This window comes from Microbacterium sp. A93, assembly GCF_051842835.1.
Window position 1 is genome coordinate 263,672 of the sequence record NZ_JBPXMT010000007.1, and the last position, 17,743, is coordinate 281,414.

General features: G+C 61.9%; 19 protein-coding genes. 3 read left to right on the forward strand and 16 right to left on the reverse strand.

Annotated elements, in window-relative coordinates; translation table 11 throughout:
• Nucleotides 1–120 precede the first annotated feature (120 nt).
• The gene (locus ACSU1G_RS18810) at nucleotides 121–924 is read left to right on the forward strand and encodes a hypothetical protein (protein WP_439281507.1); all 804 of its coding nucleotides are present in this window, start codon (nucleotides 121–123) and stop codon (nucleotides 922–924) included.
• A 12-nt stretch (nucleotides 925–936) separates the two neighbouring features.
• Here ACSU1G_RS18810 and ACSU1G_RS18815 read toward each other — a convergent pair whose 3' ends face one another.
• From ACSU1G_RS18815 to ACSU1G_RS18830, 4 genes are read right to left on the reverse strand one after another with little or no spacing between them, the layout of a single operon-like run.
• Nucleotides 937–2,007, reverse strand: a complete 1,071-nt coding sequence (locus tag ACSU1G_RS18815; protein ID WP_439281508.1) for a hypothetical protein — start codon at nucleotides 2,005–2,007, stop codon at nucleotides 937–939.
• Complete coding sequence (locus tag ACSU1G_RS18820; protein WP_439281509.1) at nucleotides 2,004–2,975, reverse strand: TniB family NTP-binding protein; 972 nt, start codon at nucleotides 2,973–2,975, stop codon at nucleotides 2,004–2,006. Before ACSU1G_RS18820 ends, ACSU1G_RS18815 begins: the two co-directional genes overlap by 4 nt.
• Before the next feature lie 8 nt (nucleotides 2,976–2,983).
• Entirely contained in the window at nucleotides 2,984–5,044 is a 2,061-nt protein-coding gene (locus tag ACSU1G_RS18825) for a hypothetical protein (protein ID WP_439281510.1), read from the reverse strand.
• On the reverse strand, nucleotides 4,975–5,712 hold the full coding sequence (locus ACSU1G_RS18830) for a TnsA-like heteromeric transposase endonuclease subunit (protein WP_439281511.1): 738 nt from the start codon (nucleotides 5,710–5,712) through the stop codon (nucleotides 4,975–4,977). Before ACSU1G_RS18830 ends, ACSU1G_RS18825 begins: the two co-directional genes overlap by 70 nt.
• 381 nt (nucleotides 5,713–6,093) lie before the next feature.
• On the opposite strand from ACSU1G_RS18830, the gene ACSU1G_RS18835 reads away from it, so the two are divergent.
• Nucleotides 6,094–6,522: a DUF488 domain-containing protein gene (locus ACSU1G_RS18835; protein WP_439281512.1), complete on the forward strand. Its 429-nt coding sequence runs from the start codon at nucleotides 6,094–6,096 to the stop codon at nucleotides 6,520–6,522.
• Here ACSU1G_RS18835 and ACSU1G_RS18840 read toward each other — a convergent pair.
• Entirely contained in the window at nucleotides 6,508–7,326 is an 819-nt protein-coding gene (locus ACSU1G_RS18840; RefSeq protein WP_439281513.1) for a hypothetical protein, read from the reverse strand. The genes ACSU1G_RS18835 and ACSU1G_RS18840 overlap by 15 nt on opposite strands.
• Before the next feature lie 180 nt (nucleotides 7,327–7,506).
• Nucleotides 7,507–9,399 (reverse strand): MFS transporter, encoded by a 1,893-nt coding sequence (locus tag ACSU1G_RS18845; RefSeq protein ID WP_439281514.1) that lies wholly within the window; start codon nucleotides 9,397–9,399, stop codon nucleotides 7,507–7,509.
• Between the two features lie 38 nt (nucleotides 9,400–9,437).
• Between ACSU1G_RS18845 and ACSU1G_RS18850 the strand changes: the two genes are divergently transcribed.
• Entirely contained in the window at nucleotides 9,438–9,809 is a 372-nt protein-coding gene (locus tag ACSU1G_RS18850) for an ArsR/SmtB family transcription factor (RefSeq protein ID WP_439281515.1), read from the forward strand.
• Nucleotides 9,810–9,854: 45 nt separating this feature from the next.
• On the opposite strand, the gene ACSU1G_RS18855 is transcribed toward ACSU1G_RS18850, so the two are convergent.
• The 10 genes from ACSU1G_RS18855 to ACSU1G_RS18900 form a co-directional block, all read right to left on the reverse strand.
• Nucleotides 9,855–10,196 carry a DUF2087 domain-containing protein gene (locus tag ACSU1G_RS18855; protein WP_439281516.1) on the reverse strand — a complete coding sequence of 114 codons (342 nt, stop codon included), beginning with the start codon at nucleotides 10,194–10,196 and terminating at the stop codon, nucleotides 9,855–9,857.
• A 132-nt stretch (nucleotides 10,197–10,328) separates the two neighbouring features.
• Nucleotides 10,329–11,420: a M20 family metallopeptidase gene (locus ACSU1G_RS18860; protein ID WP_439281517.1), complete on the reverse strand. Its 1,092-nt coding sequence runs from the start codon at nucleotides 11,418–11,420 to the stop codon at nucleotides 10,329–10,331.
• A complete protein-coding gene (locus ACSU1G_RS18865; protein ID WP_439281518.1) occupies nucleotides 11,420–12,244 on the reverse strand; it encodes a nitrilase family protein in 825 nt (274 codons plus the stop codon). The genes ACSU1G_RS18860 and ACSU1G_RS18865 overlap by 1 nt, the downstream gene beginning before the upstream one ends.
• Nucleotides 12,244–13,188, reverse strand: a complete 945-nt coding sequence (locus tag ACSU1G_RS18870) for a ribokinase (RefSeq protein WP_439281519.1) — start codon at nucleotides 13,186–13,188, stop codon at nucleotides 12,244–12,246. The genes ACSU1G_RS18865 and ACSU1G_RS18870 overlap by 1 nt, the downstream gene beginning before the upstream one ends.
• 4 nt (nucleotides 13,189–13,192) lie before the next feature.
• Complete coding sequence (locus ACSU1G_RS18875) at nucleotides 13,193–13,861, reverse strand: M24 family metallopeptidase (RefSeq protein ID WP_439281520.1); 669 nt, start codon at nucleotides 13,859–13,861, stop codon at nucleotides 13,193–13,195.
• 5 nt (nucleotides 13,862–13,866) lie between these two features.
• Nucleotides 13,867–14,655 carry a glutamine amidotransferase gene (locus ACSU1G_RS18880; protein WP_439281521.1) on the reverse strand — a complete coding sequence of 263 codons (789 nt, stop codon included), beginning with the start codon at nucleotides 14,653–14,655 and terminating at the stop codon, nucleotides 13,867–13,869.
• On the reverse strand, nucleotides 14,652–15,494 hold the full coding sequence (locus tag ACSU1G_RS18885) for an energy-coupling factor ABC transporter ATP-binding protein (RefSeq protein ID WP_439281522.1): 843 nt from the start codon (nucleotides 15,492–15,494) through the stop codon (nucleotides 14,652–14,654). The genes ACSU1G_RS18880 and ACSU1G_RS18885 overlap by 4 nt, the downstream gene beginning before the upstream one ends.
• Entirely contained in the window at nucleotides 15,491–16,324 is an 834-nt protein-coding gene (locus ACSU1G_RS18890; RefSeq protein WP_439281523.1) for an energy-coupling factor ABC transporter ATP-binding protein, read from the reverse strand. Before ACSU1G_RS18890 ends, ACSU1G_RS18885 begins: the two co-directional genes overlap by 4 nt.
• Nucleotides 16,306–17,106 (reverse strand): energy-coupling factor transporter transmembrane component T family protein, encoded by an 801-nt coding sequence (locus tag ACSU1G_RS18895; RefSeq protein WP_439281524.1) that lies wholly within the window; start codon nucleotides 17,104–17,106, stop codon nucleotides 16,306–16,308. Before ACSU1G_RS18895 ends, ACSU1G_RS18890 begins: the two co-directional genes overlap by 19 nt.
• A gap of 2 nt (nucleotides 17,107–17,108) precedes the next feature.
• Nucleotides 17,109–17,738: an ECF transporter S component gene (locus ACSU1G_RS18900; protein WP_439281525.1), complete on the reverse strand. Its 630-nt coding sequence runs from the start codon at nucleotides 17,736–17,738 to the stop codon at nucleotides 17,109–17,111.
• Nucleotides 17,739–17,743 lie beyond the last annotated feature (5 nt).

Genomic DNA, 17,743 nt, shown 5'->3' on the forward strand with positions numbered 1-17,743 from the left:
TTCGCATACAGCGGACATTGCGTCGATCGAAGCTCGACACATGCCCGGTCGTGTCTCGTCTCTGGGCTAATGTCCTGATAGAGCCGGACCTAATTCATGACCAGTGAGCGGATGGAAATCATGAGCCAGTATTCCGAGTTCGACTTCGACCAGGTCGACTACGTCACGTCAGACACTCACTTCGGCCACGCCCGGATTAGCGAACTCGCAGGTCGGCCGTTCGACTCGGTCGATGAGATGGATGCCGAACTGATCCGCCATTGGAACGAGGTCGTTGGCCCCGACGACGTCGTGCTGCACCTCGGAGATCTCGCGCTCGGCCCGATCGAGCATTCTCTGCACCTCACCTCGCAGTTGAACGGCCGCCGCTTTCTCGTGCCGGGGAATCACGATCGTGTGTCCCCCGCAACGCAATCGAACCGAGCCGTCGAGAGATTCCGCCCCCTGTACGAGACGGCCGGCTGGACGATCCTGCCCGAGGTAATCGAGGGAACCCGTCGCGGATACCGCCTCCTTGCTTCCCACTATCCGTATGCCGGAGACTCACACGACGTCGATCGACATGCAAAGCACCGACCACGCTGGGATGACGGGGTCCCACTCCTGCACGGCCACACGCATGCCAGAGATCACGGTCCGGACGGGCATCAGTTCCATGTCGGGGTCGATGCACACGGTTTCTCCCCGATCGGATTCACAGTCATCGACACGTGGATTCGGACGCTCCCCGGCACGGAAACACATCTCGATGCCGCGATCCGTGAAGCTCGGCAAGTGGTCGCCGATCTCGACGACGCAGAACGCCCGGGGATGGATGGCCTCTTCTACGTACAGGGGTACAACGAGCTACGAGTCGTGCTGGGCGAACTCCTAGATGCCATCGAATCCTCAGCGCGAAATGCCGCGGTAGAGAGCCGCCCGTAGCACCGAGATGCCCTAGCCCGATATCGCTGGATCGGGCTGCGGCCGTCGGCGATCAAGCACTCGCGTCCTTGGAGCGGCGACCCCGGGCTCGTAAGGCAGCACCTGGATTCGGACGGTACTGAGATGCCGTAACAGGCAGGCGCGGTGACGATCTGATGAGGCGATGAGCGCCTTCTCGAGCGCAGCAGGACGTTTGTTGGTCGCTCGCTGTCGCATGCCGTACGCGGTCTCAACCGCGGCCTTCCCGCGGGCCACGATCTGTTGGGCTACCTCATGGAGGCGTTGGGTCGTCGAGCCGTGCATGATCGTGACCACTGCGGCTTCCAGCGCCCACACCTGTTGCGCCGTGCTGAACCGCGGCGTGAGCAGGTAGCTGGCGAACGATGGATCGGTGAGCACGGTGGTGAGGCTGACGATCTCCGGATATGCGACGAGAAGCGCGGTGTCCTGGTCTACCGCACCGATCCCGAAGCTCGTCATACGCGCGCGGAGGCGATCGTTGAGCACTGTATCGATCGTCCAGTGGCCGACGAGCACCGCCGCGAGTTGCAGTTCGCCAGTGGAGAGTCCGATTCCGCGTTTCCAGAGCGTGCCGGAGAGGCACCGTTCGGCGTGCAGGTACTCAGGGAACGCCGTCAGATCGTGGTCGCCGCCTTCGATGTGCCACCGTCGGTGACGGTTGCAGACCGCGCCGCCGCGGCGGTGGACGGTCGTCTCCTCCCCCTGGGCGCAGCGCCGACACGCAGCCCTGGCAGGTTGCGTGTATCCGCAGTTTCGACATTGGTATGGCGCCCAGCCGTGGTGATGGCAGCGAACGTACATCGAGTTGCGCTGGATGTCGCGCGCAAAGTGGCCGGCTGGAAGGCCACCGAGGCGCTCAGCCCACGGCGCCGCGCGCTCAAGATCAGGTCGGTAGGGGGATATCCCGGCGATGTCGGTGACATGGAGGCGCAGCAGCCGCGGGGTGAGCGCGTTGGCGTTGGCGAGACGTGCAAGATAACCGGTAACTGTTTCACCTGCGAGTGGTCGCACCGCGATCGGAAGTGATCGCACCTGATCCGGTGGTGACGCAATCCTCGTCATGTCGCTCCTGTGAGGACCGGAGCGGGTGCCGAGTTCCCGCCGAAGACCGAGTCCAGGTCGAGGCGCTCCGTTCCCGAATCGATCGAGTCAATGGCGAGCATGTGCAGGGTGCTAGTCAGGTCCCCGATGATCCCGCCCGTCGCGTCGTGCAGCTCGCGCTCGTGTCGGAGTATGGCTCCGGACTCTTGCTCGAGCAATCCGAGAGATCCCTCGACTGCGACAAGCAGGTTCGCCCAAGCCTGTTTCCCTTTCCCTGTGCGGGGGAATTTCTCCAGGTGCATGATCTGGAAGCGGCTACTGATTTGCCGTCCCCGGGTTCCGAGAAGCAGGCCGCTGGCCTCGACGTTGACGCCAGCGTAGACGAAAGTTCCGGGGCATTTCTCGGAGAGTTGTTTGAGGGTGTCGGAAGCTTCGGCCATCTGCCGGTACTTCTGGTTCAGGTTGTGGATCTCGTCGACGATGATCAGCTCGGTTCCGCAGTTCGCGATGACCGTGGCGATGGTGTTCATCAGTTCGCCGGTGTTGTACCGAGGGCGCTCGGGCAGGCCGAGGAAGTGTGCGAACTCACCAAGCATCAGCTTCGGGGTGCACGACGGCGGCACTGACACGTAGATCACCGGGATTGTGTTGCGTCCCGCCCGGCCGACGTCCCGCCTACGACGCTCGAACCGGCGTGCGATCTGGCTGACCGTGGTCGTCTTACCGATGTTCGGCTCGCCTGAGACGATCACGCCGAGCTTGCCGTGCGATTTGTACTGATTCAACATCAGGCGGCGGCGAATCTCTGCCTCGATCGCTGCGAACTGAGCCGTGTGCACCACCGACCCTCGGACCATGAACTGCTTGCGCGCCTCGCGATTGAGCGCCCGTTCCCCCGGCGAGAGACCTTCCAGCTCCTCCCGTGTCATCGGCAGAGGCGGGTCGATGGTCTCGTCGACAAAAGCTGCCCATCCCTCTCTCGTGTTCATCGCCGCGGTCATGTCAACCGATCCCACATGCCGTCATCGTCAGAGAGCAGTGAGAACCCGCCGCCGCGCTCCCACATCACCTCATCATCGTCTGGCTCCTCTACCTCGGCCTCTTCACGAGCCACCGACTTGGTGATGCTCGTCATGTGCATCGGATCACGGTCGACCTCGGCTGCGCGCACCTCCCGATTACGTGGACTGCCACGGCGGACCCACTGGGCGCGCTTCATCCGGTCGGCCAGGTGAGCGGCATCCGCTCGGGTCGCGTCGTCCACAAGAGGATCGGCGTCCCGGGCAGCTTGCCAGATCTCCCCGCCCATCGGTTCGTCGAGAAAATCCCGCGCCGCGCGGAAGGGTACGAACTCATCCCCGTGCTCGACCCACACGTACAGTGGGTTATGCGGGTCGTACCGGAACACGCACCGCCGAGTCGCCCCTTCTCCCCCAGCGCCGGCGGCGCGCAACTCGGTTATACGGTTTGAGTTGTACACGCGGTTCGCGTGGTTTATGCCGTAATCCTGCAAGGTGCAGGTCTTCGCCGGCAGGAATCCGATGAACTCGTTTAGCCCGAACGGGACGTGAAGCTCTGGGGCAAGCCTCCGATATGAGCGGAACATCTCGTTCGGTGTCAGCGCCCGCCCGGGAAGCATCGGGTCGGTCAGCCCTTCGTGGGGCCGGTTCTGCCATTCGATCGCGATCCAATCCTCCAGCAACTCCTGCAGCTGATTCAGCGCCAGCGCGCGGTCGGTGGGCTCGTCCCGTCCGCGTCGCTCGACGAAGCCGCCGGTAAACCCTTCCAGGTACTGCACGAATCGCGTAGCCATGGTCCCAAAGGTGCGCTCCACGTGCGGCTTGTCCGTCGCGGTTTCCTTAGAGGCGAAGATCAGAGTGATCCCGGCGCGTTCGCACCCTCGGCGGAACGCCGCAGACCGGTAGATCTTGCCGTTGTCGGTCGTGATCTTCTCCGGAAAAATGTACGGCTGCGCGAGCCGGTAGCGGTCCAGACGCTCCTGGTCGATCGCGAACTGCCCCGCCCACGTCGCCGCGACCCGTTCCCGTTGCTCCCGCGCGCCCGGCGGCCGCATGTCATACGGCGTCAGTGCCCGTGCGAGCACACCAGCGAGATCCGCAGCGTTGGTGGAAATCGCGCGCACCACCCCGGCCATGATCGACCGGCACGCCACATCATGGATGATCGTCAGTTCCGCGCGGTTGAGCCGTCCGTCCAGCAACTGCGATGGAACATCAATCACGGTTGAATCGATCTGCACGTGATCTCCCGGGCGCAACGAGCCGTGCATCCCGAATGTCCGGTCAGGCTTATTCGCCGCGATCTGCCTTGCGCGCGCGGACCCACTCAGCTTGCTTGCCGTCGGATGCGAGCGGATTAACCGGTACAGGGTGCGATCACTCGGCACCGTAAGCTCGTCGCCGTAGTCCTCCTCCAGAATCCACCGCAAGCGATCCACCGTCCGGTTGACCGTGCCCGAGGACCGAGTCTTGCCGGCAGCGCCGAGTTCACTCAGAGCGGCACCAATCCGTGGATCAATACCTGCCTTCCCCCGGTTCAAGAAGCGGCGATCGACAAGACCGAGAATTCCCTCGGCACAGTATTTGTGGAACTTGCGGCGCACCGTCTCGACAGACTCGACCTTCACCCACGGGGCCATTGCGACCCGCACGTCCTCGAAGAAATACTTGGCCGGCTTCCCAGCCTCGACCTCAGCTCTCACCCGCGAAAGCTGCTCCGCCCAGGCATCAACGATGCCACGTTCCTCGTCTGGGAGCCCATCCAGAACCTGACCCGCTGAGGCGTCGGCTCCCCTGGGCTCGTCGAACTGCCAGGCTACCTCTGGCATTCGGATCAGCTCTTCGATCTCGACGTGACGCGTGAAGTCGGCCGTCAGAGACCGCAGGACCGCATGGCGGTAATCGACTGCAATGACAATGAACGACTCATCACCCCAAGTCAGCCTTGTCCCGATGCCGACCCGCATGCTCACGCCGCCTTCGCCGTCGTAGCCAGTGACAAATGACGCGACGAATCGAACACCAAGCCCCGCCACCACAGCGCCGAATAAACCGCTCCCAACGGTTCCGGGAATACATCACGCAGCAAATCCGCCCACACTGACAGTCGTGCCGATTTCCCCACGTGCTCGTGCAGCAACTCAACGCACCGCGCCTCACTCCAGCGCGCGTAACGATAGCCGGACAGGAACCGGAGATTCCGGGCTTCTTCCTCGCTGATGTCATCGACGACGAAGTACTCCCAACCGAAGCTGTCGCACAGACCCCGTGTCCGGTCGAACGCCACCACATCCTCCGGCTTGATGTTCCGCGCAGGCTTCACATCCACCAGAGCGGCTCTGCCATCACGGAACCGCACGAAGAAGTCAGGGGCATGACGCTGGACTCCTCCCCCGGCCCAATGAATCCACAACGGCTGCGCGGAAATCGCGAGCACCGTCGGATCACGATCGACGCGCATCAAGGCGGCCATCTCATACAGCGACTCGAACCAGACGTGACTCCCAGTTGTCGCAGCCCAGTAGAAGCCCGTGTAGTTGGTCTTGTGCTTCCAGGACTTCGGCACCCGCACCCGATCCACGGTTTCGAAAGCGACGTCCAGCACATCGGCAGCGTCCAGCCTCTCGACGACACCGCGGCGCTTGAACTCTACCTGCGCGCGCGGAGCCGCGGTGGTGGACCGTGGCTGCCACTTGGTCAGCTTCATCTGCTCTCCGATCTCGCGACGTGTGTTCAGTTGGAGAACGTGAACCTGACGCGGCCAGAGTACGACCGCTATACGCGATAGAGCATGAGACACGCCCGACGGCAGAGCTGTTGGCAGCAGTCCAGGAAACCCTCACTCGTAGCAGGGGTTTGATGTAACAGATATATTTGTTTCATGAAGCTTGTCGCTCGGAGTGATGAGGCGCTGTTGACGCTTGCTCGGCAAGTGCGACTGGAGCAGCTCCGTCGACGCGGTCGGACACACACATGTGTTGCGTGCGGGGAAGAGTTCGTTGCGCGAAGCGGTGCGCGAACATGCTCAACAACATGTCGAGTCAGGGCACAGCGTGCACGTAGTCGCTCAAACCGAAAGGAACGCAAAATGATCGGCGTCGGATATGAGGGGCTCAGCGTCGACCAGGTGGTCGCGCGTCTCGAGACGGAGGGCGTCGAGGTGCTGGTTGATGTCAGGCTCACCCCGCTGTCTCGCAAGCCGGGCCTCTCCAAGCGAGCGCTGTCCGAAGCGCTGTCGGCAGCAGGCATCCGCTATGTCCACGACCGCCGGCTCGGCAATCCGAAGGAGAACCGATCTGCTTACGCCGACGCCGCGTCGGATGCGGGTATCATGGCACGCGCCCATTACCGGGAGTTACTCAGCGAGGGCGACGGCGCCGACGCGGTGCGCGAACTCGCCACCCTGGCCGAGGAGCATGTCGTTGCCGTCCTGTGTTTCGAAGCTGACCAGGCGCGCTGCCACCGCGAGCAAGTAATTGCCGCAGTTGGAGAAGTTGACACCTCAGTCTTGGTCTAGATCGAACAAACCGACGCTGGTAGCGATGCCTTCCGGCGGATAGTACACGCCGAGAACGCTGAAGCTGTGTCGCTTGCGCGCATCCTCGAAGTTGCCCATGAAGAACGACGTTTGTCGACCTGGCGCGAACATCTGTGTGTGGAACTTCTGCTCGATCTGCGCGATGGCGCTGGCCTCGGGCTCGCGGTGCAAGCGACTCTGTAGAGCCGTGAGTTCCCAGTCCAGGATCTGGCCGACGTGGCGCGGGCATCCATCAGCCGTGCAGTAATACTCATAGCGGGCAACGAATCTAGGCGCTTTCAACTCGGCAGGTGTCTTCGTCACATCTCCGAAGAGTGACAACGGTGCCAGGTTTGCGGCGGCTGCGATGCGTGCCTTCTGCGCTTCGGTCCACTCGCTGAACGACTCGATCTTCAGTCGCTCGACGGACTTTACGGTGACCATTCCGAGCGAAGGCGCGTCATGACGCTCGGCAGCCGCGGCGCTCAGCGCGCATGTCGAGGTGCGCATGACTCGCTCCATGTAGGGCTGCCGGTCCTTCCAGTCATCGAGATGCCTAACGATCTTGACGCTGTCGATGTCCGGCCTGAAACTCTCGGGTCGAGTGTCTTTGGCCTCGCGACGCACCTCGACATCGATGAGGTCAAACTTCCTAAACTGCTGTTCGACGCCCATCCATCGGAAAGGGAGCGGGTAGAGACGGATCCATTCAGCGCGCCCACCATCCACCCGGATACCGGCAACGCACACCGTGTCGCCGTACTTCGCTGATGGCTGCGGCGACGCCTTCACGGTGATGAGCACCCGCGCTGTCTCGGACCTAACCTGCATGCGTCCACGTTAGGGGCAGTCTCCGACACTCAGCGGGTGACGGCCCTCGTGGACGCAAACCATTATCCGTACTCAGAAAGGTGAACAGTCGGCGGGACGAGACATCCCATGATGACGCATGAACGCTGCCGCATCACCAAGACCTTTGTCCTTTCAACCTCCAGTTGCGCTTGCCGTGCGGAGGCCTGCGTTCTTCGGATCTTCTGCGCGGATGCCTCCCCTTGATTTGATACCTTCGATCACCCAGCTGGCGTACTCACATGCTGTCTCCTCCACGTCTGGGTCGCTGAGGTCCCCGACGCCGTGGACGAAGAATCCTGGGCGATATCGCATGCCGACCCTGGCAGCGGTGGTGGCGAACGGGGAGGTGAGTTCGTCCATCGTTCGTCCGTAGCGGCCGTCGGGCACGTAGTCGCGAGCGCGCGACCACGTGGACACCGCGATGGTGAGCTCTTTGCCTTCCAGCGCGTGTCCGCCGGGGCCGTAAGCCCAGCCGCGCTCCAGCGCGACTTCGAGCCATTCGGCGAGCAACGGCGGGGCGCTGTACCAGCGGAACGGGAACTGGAGGACGACCCGGTCGTGCTTGGAGAGCTCCAGCTGTTCAGTCGCGGCATCGAAGCCGTGCGGCCCGCGCGCATCAGCCAACGACCTCACGGTGATCTGCTCCTCATTTTCGAGCGCCCGGAGCCAGGCGGCGTTGACTCGCGACTTCTTCAGGTCCGGGTGTGCGGCGATAACCAGGGTCGATGGCTGCATGGTCTTGTCATCCTCTTTCGTCGGTGCGTGTTGGGTTGAGTCGTTCTGGGTACTGATGCGAACCACGACGAGGGCGATCAGCGCGGCAGCACCGAGGATCGCTGCGAACACAATCACGGCGCTGCTGAGTCCGATGGCATCCGCGAGGTACCCGGTGGCCACAGGTAGCACTCCGGCGGGAATGTAGCCGGAGATGTTGAGCGCGGCATTGGACTCGGCGCGCCGCTCCGAAGAAATCCGCGTGGCGATGAGCGTCAGGCCAGCTAGCTGGCCCAGGCCTTGCGCGGTTCCCGCGAGGAGCGCGGCCGCCAGGAACGCCTGCCACCACGGCGTCACCGTGACAGTGACGGCGAGCAATACCATCGAAGCCACGGCGGCGATGGAGCTGAGCGCGAGATGCGTGCGAGTGGAGAGGCCACCCGCAGCGAACTGGATCCCAGTGGCAAGCAGGAACATGGCGCAGGCGACGACGCCGGCAATCAAGGGATCTGGCACGCCAATAGGTCCGGCTAGCACCGACGGCCCCAGCGAGAGCACAAAAGAGGTGGCGGTGATGCCCGGCCCGAAAGTCGCTGCACCCCACAGGAGCTCACGCTGGCGATCACGTGGAGGCATCGGCCAGCGAAGGCGCCGCTCGTGTGTGCGTCCGGCGTGCGCTGGCCGTGTCAGTGGCAGCCCCGTACTGACTGCCAGGGCTGTGATGCTCAGCGCTGTGATGATGGCGAAGGTCCACAGCTGCGGTGTGGCAGTGGTCTTCGCGGTGACGCCCGACAGCATCGGGCCGAGACCTGCACCGAGCACCATGGCGGTGGACGCGATGAGTCCTCCGGCTCGCTTGCGGGAGGTCGGGGCGACGTCGACCACCGCGGCCATCCCTGCCGTCACTGCTCCGCCGACGGCTATGCCGGCGAGCAGGCGGGCGACCAGGAGCCACAGCACTCCCTGGGCCAGCAGGAACAGCGCACCGGACAGGATCGCGACGAGCATCGCGGGGATCAAGACCGGGCGACGCCCGTACCGGTCCGCGAGCCGCCCTGCGACAACCAGCGTCCCCACCAGGCCCACCATGTAACAGGCGAAAATAATCGTGAGCATCCCTGAAGAGAAGCCCCACTCCCGCTGCCACTCGACATACAGCGGCGTCGGCGCGTTGGACAGCACGAACACCGACACGACCGTCAGCGCTGCCGCCACGGACCATCTGAGATCCCGTTGTTCGACTGCTCGCTTCACCTGCACCACCCAGTTCGAAATTTCTCGTAGTTGTACGAGTCGAGACGAACCTAGCACCAGTACGAAGAAACTCGTACTTCAGGTAGGCTGAAGGCATGTACACACTTGCGCCGACCTACGTGCATGGTGAGCCGACAGGCGAGCTACCCGAGCGGCTGTCGGAACCCGCGGTGGATGAGATCCGCCTTGAGCGGATCATGGGCGTGCTGGCCGAGCCTCTACGGCTGACGATCGTGCAGCGACTCCTCCTGTCGTCCGAGGAATTCGACCAGACCTGCGGGTGGTTCGGGTTCGACCGGCCGAAGTCCACGCTTACCCACCACTTCAAGGCGCTGCGCGAAGCAGGCGTGATCACCCAGCGCCAGTACGGCCTCGAGCGCCGCAGCCGCGTCCGCCTCGAAGACCTGAATACGCGCTTCCCTGGGCTCGTCGACCTGGTGCTCGACTGGTCCGCGAATGCGAACTGATGAGGTCACTGGGCGCTCGCAGAGGCCTATGTGGCCTCGAGAGTGTCAGCTCCCTTGCGGAGTCAGCCGATAGGCCGTTCCTGCAGGCCCACGGCTCAGGATGCCGTGATCGTCGAACAGTCGGCGCAACGGGGCGGTGTCGTCGGTCAGCGCCCAGAGTCGCGCTCCGAGCTCAGCTTCGCTGATTGTCTCGTCTGGACTGATCACACGTGGGACAATCGCCTGTAAGAGTTCACCGCGTTCACCGTGCTGTGATGGGTACCGGTCGATGCGTCCGTCGGTCGTGAGGAATCGCTCCGGGCCGCTCATCGGACGACGACTTGCTCCCTGCTGAAGCAGATCTCGCAAGTGCGCTTCATCGACGGCCCAGTTTTCGCTCGATCGCACGATCAGTCCTGCGGACTCCAATTGGTTCGATTGAAGGCAGAAGAACGCGTGCCGCCCGTGGCGGGCTGCGGATGTCAGGCGGTAAAGCCGAGGCGTCGAACTCGATAGCCCGGAGCGTCCTACCAACCGCTTTCAGCGGGTAAGCGCCGTTGTCACGAGTTCGTAATAGATCCGTTCCGCTTCACGTATTCGTTCGATCGAGCATGACTCGTCTGCTGTGTGGGGTGCATCGGGGTCACCGGGGCCGAGGATGAAGACATGAGGATCCGTTCCGCCAAGCACAGCACCGTCGGTGAAGTAGGCCACACCGGTCGGAGCGCTACGGGAGCCGACCACTCCGGCAACAGCATCGACCACTCTCTCGGAGATCGCCGACTTCGGATCCGTCCAAATCGCTGGAAGATCCAACAACCGCTCTACATCCAGCGCTCCGACCTCCATGAGCGCCGCGTGAACTTCGTTCACGTCGGATCCAGGAACGGTGCGGGTATCAATCGTCATTTCGGCCCGATGCGGCACGATGTTGGCCTGCTGGCCACCGGATATAGTGCCGATGCTGGTTGTCCGCGCACCCAACGACGGATGTGAGTGCGAGGAAGTTAGGTGTCGAAGCCTATGTATCGCGTCCGAGAGGATCTCGATTGCGTTGATTCCGAGATCGGGTCGTGAGCCGTGAGCTGAGCGGCCCCGTGCTGTGACACGCAGCCACGTCGCCCCTTTGTGCCCAAAACGGACTCTGTTGCCCGTGGCCTCCCCGATGATCAGAACGGGATCCATCGGAAGCAATCCCGCGGAGGCAACAGCCTTGGCTCCCTCGCATCCGCTCTCCTCAGCAGATGTCAGAACGACGGAGAAAGCGAGTTCACCTGCGTTCCAGCCAGTCGCCGCGGAAACAGCTGCGCAGACCATAGCCGCTGCGCCGCCCTTCATATCGCTGCTCCCACGCCCGAATAGCCTGTCGGACTCCACGGACGCGTCGAGAGGGTGCCTAGTCCATTCGGATGCTTCATATGGGACGGTGTCGAGATGCGCGCACAACGCGATTTGGCCGCCGCCGCGCCAACGGGCGACAACGTTCGACCGGCCGTCTCGCCACGGGATTTCGACGATCTCAAAGCCAACAGCGCGCAGCGGCACGATCAACAGTGAGATCGCCGCGTCCTCGTTCCGACCAGCCGTGTCGACACGGATGAGGCTACGTGCGAGCTCCACGACGTCGAGCATTACGACACCAAGTACTGGTCAGGGCGCCTATCCTGACCAGGATTGTTGAATGCACCCCAAGAGCGACCCTTCCTGATCTCTTCGAGGTCGACGTCCGCGAACAACGTCGTGACGCCCGTTGCGTCTGCTGGCCCTGCTAATGGCCATCCGGTCGCTGCACAGATGAGGCTCTGCCCGATGAATGGCTGTCCGCGCTCAACTCCGACGCGGTCGGCCGCAGCGATGACGACTCCGTTGATGTGCGCGGCAGCCATTGTGAGTGTTGTCGCCATCGCCGGTGCTGCGTCACGCTGTCCCGGTATCGGGACCCAGTTGGTTGGCACGCACACGATGTCAACGCCTTGAGCCGCCAGCGATCGGTAGCTCTCCGGGAACCAGCCGTCGTAGCAGATGAGCATTCCGAGGCGACCCCATTCGGTTTCCACGACGGGGAAACAGGTATCACCGGGTTGGAAGAACAGCTTCTCCTCATCCCAGAGATGCGTCTTGCGATACACGAGCGGAGCGGCCCCGGGTATCGCCATGAACGCCGAGTTATAGAACCGCGAGCCGGCGCGTTCCGGGAATCCGGCGACAACCACCAGGCCCAGCTCGTCAGCCAGCCCTTGCCAGGCTCGGGTTGCTGGGCCGTCACCGACCGTCTCGCTGACATCTTCAAGCTCTTGACGGTCAGCGAACTTGTAACCCGAGCTGACCAGTTCTGGCAGCACAACTACGTTGGCTCCCTCTGCGTGAGCGGATCGCACGGCATCGGTCGTCCGGATGATGTTCATACGGACATCGGCGAACACGGGCTCCAATTGGGCCACAGCGATGCGAACCATCAGCGCACGCCTCCGTTCGTTCGAGCACCGCGGCCCTCCTCGATGCGAAAGGTGTGCGCCTGGTAGGACTCACTTGCGCCAGGGCGACGAGTGCTGTCACTGGCGGCGGCGACAGCGTGCCTCAGAGCGTCCGCCGGTGGTTGGCCCAGGGCGAGCCCACCGGCGTACACACCCACCAGCGCATCTCCCGCTCCGGCACTGTCGATGACATCGACGCTCGGCGCGTGGACTCGGACAACATCTTCTTCGCGCGAGTAGAGGACCGCGCCGCGCGACCCCAGTGTGACGATGAGTCGGTTCACCTCGAGTGAGTCGAAGAGGGCACGATGATCCTGCGTGCTCAAGCCGAGGTCGCGGACGATGTGCATCGCTTCGTGTTCATTCACGATGAGGGTGTCCAGTTGCCGGAATACGTCCGCGCCAAGGGGCAATGGCGGCGCTAGGTTCAAGATGGTTGCGACGCCGCGATCGCGTGCTGCAGCAATCGAGCGTTCCAGCATCTGGACGCTGTTCTCCCCTTGAAGAACCAGGTGCGTCGCGTGTGCGAGTTCAGCATCGAGAACCGACTCTACGAAGCCCCCGGACAAAGCAGAATTCACACCCGCGAGGACAGTGATGAAGTTCGTGCCAGTCGTGTCTGCATGGATCCAAGCCTGCCCGGACAGCGCTCCAGTGGCGCCTGTGAGTGGCTGGAGCTCAACGCGCATTGGGAAGTCGGCTAGCCAGCGGCGCAACTGCGCAGCCGCCGGATCGGCGCCCAAGCAGGTTGCGAATACCGTCGGCGCACCGGTCAGCGAACTGGCGCTCGCCTGATTCGCGCCCTTGCCACCGAGCGACTCCGCATACGCATCGGCTAGTACGGTCTCACCCTCGGCGGGTAACGAGGATACCCGCAGCGTCCTGTCGAAGTTCGTTGAGCCTGCGACGATGACCGTTCCGTTCATCGCGTCACCTGATGATCGTGCATTGTGTCTCTCCGAACCAGACGACGTCTTCACGCTTGGTGCCGTACAGGTGGTTGCCGATGAAAGGCTCGACCGCCCACGCCCCCGTCATGACGGTATCGTTCCACGCGTCGATGTACCCCTCGTCGTAGGACGTGCCGTTCGCGAGTGAGTGCCCGATGTTCCCTAAGCGGTCAAGCGCGACGTATGGTGACTGCTCTAGTTGCTCTCGAAAGATCGCATACCACTCTGAGGCGCGCATCCCGGGTCTAGCCGACTGCAGCAAAATCTCATGGATGTGATCCACTGCGTTGAGTGCGTCATGTTGCGCAGGGTTATCTCCGACTTGGAAGCTCCGTGTGCAATCGCCCCACCAGCCATCCTTCGTGATCGGATGCACGTCGATCGTGCCGAGATCGAGATTCCATAGGAAGCGCTCAGAACTTGGCTTGTCGGTGGGGAAACAGCTGAGCGTGCCGATACCGAATCCCACGGTTGTCGGCGTCCACACGCCCACACCGCCGTGTTGGAGGACAAGCTCGTCGACGAGATCACGAACTTCTGCTTCCGTCTGCATTGGCCTGGCAATCCGGCACGCCTCTTCAGCTACTCGAATCGCCAGCTGCTGCGCTTCGATGAGCCCTGCGGGCGTAACGTCTGTCGTAGTTGTCATGTCAGTCAGACTCCTGAGGGATTGCTGCGGTCATCGGAGGATGTGCTGGGTGCTGCGAGCCAGGCGACGAGCTGCCCAAAAAGCGCGTTGTATCCCTCCCATTGCATGAATGCTGGAGGCAACCAATGAGGGGCCATATCTGTGGCGAATGCAGCGGTTCGCCCTGCCCCGTATGCGCCGAGAGTCAGTAGCGGCCGCCCATCGACGGTTATCGGAGTCTGGGTGTTGTCCTTCGGCGTAAGCCGGTGATATCCGAGAATGGCGGGCCATTCGGTCTCGCTCAGGTTTCTGACGATGGGGTGCGTCGGATCCGCGACAACAGGGGTCGTCCCGGCCGGTTTCTCCTCCCGGTCGTCTCCGATCTCCATCTCGACGGGGAGCACTTCGGCAAGGACTGTGTTGCGGTAGTTCGCCATCGCCTGGATTCCCTGAAACGAGAGGTATCCACCGACCATAAGCAAGGCGCCACCACCGTCAACATACTGTCGTATTACTTCGAGGCGATCGGTCTGTTGCTGGCTGTGTTCGAACACGGCGGACGGCAGCTGCAGTGTGTTTGCGCCGATATCGCTCAGCACGCAGACGTCATACTCCTTGAGAACGTCGAGGTTTGAGGGAAAGGTCTGTGCCGCTACGTGATTGGGCAGGAAGTCGACGTCGATCCCAGCGGCGTTTATGGCGTCGATAAACGGCCCGGCGCCCTCTTCATAGGCTGAGGTGACGAAGGTGTCAAAGCCTTTCGTGTGGTGGCTGGTAACGCTCCAGGATTCTCCTGCGAGGAGGATTTTTGTCATCGTTCAGCTGGCCCTTCTAGGTGGATACGAAATTCGGAGGCGGATTCTTCGATCGCAGTCTTCACGTCGTCGAGAGTGAAGATACGAGACGGCATCTTGAGCTCATGCGCTAATTGAGCTGCTTCGGGTCGTTGTACGGCGCATCGCGCGAGGACGGAATCATCCGAGAAGATCTGTTCAGGGGTACCAGTCGCAACGACCGAGCCCTGCGCCATCGCAATAACGCTGGTGAAGTTCTCCATGACAAAGCGCATGTCATGACAAATCGTGACAATGCCAGTTCCGGAGGCGGTCAGCTCATCCATGATGCGGATGAGGCGCGACCCGCCCGGCTGATCCAGTCCAGCCGTCGGCTCATCCATGATGAGATACGCCGGTCGTCCGACGAGCAGAGCACCGAGAGCGACGAACTTCCGAATCGCCAGTGGCACGTCCTTGGGATTCGACTCCATGTAACTCTCGACACCAACAAGCTCCGCAACTCGAGCTACCGTAGCCTCAATCTGGCTAGGGTCCATCCCTCGGATCTTCCCCACATAGGCGAGCTCGTCATCTACTCTCCCGCGGAAGAGCTGGTCGTCGGGATTCTGAAATACGTAGGCGACGGTGCGGGCGATCTGAGCCGTTGTCACAGTAGTCGTCGACGTCCCGTTCACTGTAACTACCCCGGAGTTTGGCTTGAGGAGTCCGTTCATGAGTTTGGCAGCCGTGGTCTTACCCGCTCCGTTCTGGCCGATAATCGCCACCCGGGCGCCGGGGGCGATCTCGAAGTCAACCCCCTCAAGCGCTTGTGTTCCGTCGCGGTATCTGTAGCCCACGTCCTCAAACCGAATCGTCATGCAGTTACCTCCCCATCACGTAGCCTCGCGTGAAATTCCTCTCTTGTGAGTGGCGGCGCCTGCAGAAGCCCACGACTCACAGCGACAATCTCGGACGTTGGAACCTGCGCCCCGGCGAGTTCTGGCCCCGTAAGCACATCGCGCACCGCACCTTCTTGTACGAGTTGGCCGTCGTGCAAGACGATCAGTCGATCCGCAACACGTGCCAGATGATCGATCTTGTGTTCAGCGAGAATCACAGTCTTGCCGCGCGATTTCAGCCGCTCAATCGCATCGAAGATCATCTCAGTAGCTTCCGGGTCGAGCTGTGAAGTTGGTTCGTCGATCACGATTGCTGGTGAGTCCATCGCAATGATCGCTCCGAAGGCCACTTTCTGTCGTTGCCCGCCAGACAGATCGTTGGGATTCTTGTGCGCCAGCTTCCAGAGGTCCAACTCGTCCAGGGTCTCCTCGACTCGACGGAAAATATCATCCCGTTCGACCCCGAGGTTCTCGAGTCCGAAGGCGATCTCTTCAAAAACCGTTTCTTTGATCCCCGAGATCTGGGTGAACGGATTCTCAAAGACACAGCCAATACTCGTCGCCAACGCCGATTCTTCCCACTCGAGGAGCGGTTTACCAAGAACCTCGACGTCCCCCTCGAGTTCTCCGTCGTGGAAGAAGGGCACGATGCCGCGCAATAGCTGACAAAGAGTGGTCTTCCCGCTACCGTTCGTGCCGACCAATCCGTACAACTGTCCTTCGGCGAGGGTAAGCGAGATGTGCTGCAGAGCCGGCCTCTCGCTATACGCAAAAGTAAATGACACATCGTTCAAGCGTGCGAAAACCATCCGGAAACACCTCCAATAATGGCGACGATGCTGATGATGATGACTGCTCCCACAGCGACCCATTCAGCGACTGGGACTGATCTCTCCTGCAGAAGCGCAGTTTTCTGCGTAGGAACGTTAAACGCCCTCGCCTCAAGAGCAATCGCTCGCTCTTCCGTTTGAGATAGAGCGACGAGAAACACCGGTGCCAGCACTGGGAAGATCGCCTTAATACGATTACCTAAGTTCTTCTCGGTTTCGACACCGCGAGCTTTCTGGGCGTCCAACACGACTCGCGTGTTCTTGCCGAGATCGGTGATCGCCTGGAACGACGCCAGGATCACGTAGCTCGCGTGAGGGCTCGCTCCCATTCGCTCGATAGCGAGCGCCAGACGCGGCCGAGGCACGACGATAAAGAAGAGCGACACTGCTGCGCAGATCACCATCACCCGTAGCGAGAAGTCCAACCCAGCCCAGAGTCCCTCCTCCGTGACAGCCACAGGGCCCAACTGCATCACTGGTCGGCCGGGAGTCAGGAGAGCGCGCAGAACGAACAGGATCAAACCAACCGCTAGGAGCAGTTTGATGAATGCGCCAGTGTGGGCGCGCCCCCTACCAGCGCACCAGCCAATGATGAGGAATGCCGCACATGCGGCTAGCGGCCATCGCCAGTCTGGGCCGAGTGTTCCGACCAGAACTACCGCGATAAACATCACGAGCAGGTTCATCGGCTGAAAATTCGCAATTGGGTTTCCAAGGTCGATTGGTTTCCTCAGCCTTTGGACCAGTACGGCATCCCTCATAGTCACGCAGCCGAACTCGAAGACGTCGCGGACTTTTTGGCCGGAAGGTAGACGTATCCAAGTGGCACCTTGCCGAGGATTCGGCGGGGAAGGCCCTTAATGATCAGGTAGACCACAAGCACAGATGGGATCTTGTCGATCAGGTCGAGCGGGAACTGGGCAACGAAGTTCGCCGTATTGACGTCCATGCCAAGACTCGCGAGCGCGCCAACGACGATCGCCGCACCGCCGACCGCCAGACCGCCAAAGAAGACGATCGTGATAATCGAGCCAAGGATGCCCCCGATGATCGCGAAACCGAGCGAGCTGAGCAGCGTCTTCCAGAGCGAACGAAACCACCCAAGACGACCAAGGTAGCCGGCCAAGACGCCGAACAGTACGCTGCAGATTGCGTACACGAATGTCGGCGGCGACGTGATCGCGTTGATGGCGTTGGAGATGAGACCAACGATCGCTCCGGGAATCGGCCCGCAAAGCGCGCCCACCAGAATGGTACCGATGGCGTCCAGATATACCGGCAGCTTCAGCAGCAGTGCAAGTTGCCCGCCGACGAAGTTGATCGCGACGCCGATCGGGATCAAGTACAGCGTCAGCCCCGCAAAGATGCGGACCTTTCCATTACGTGCGTTCATCAAAG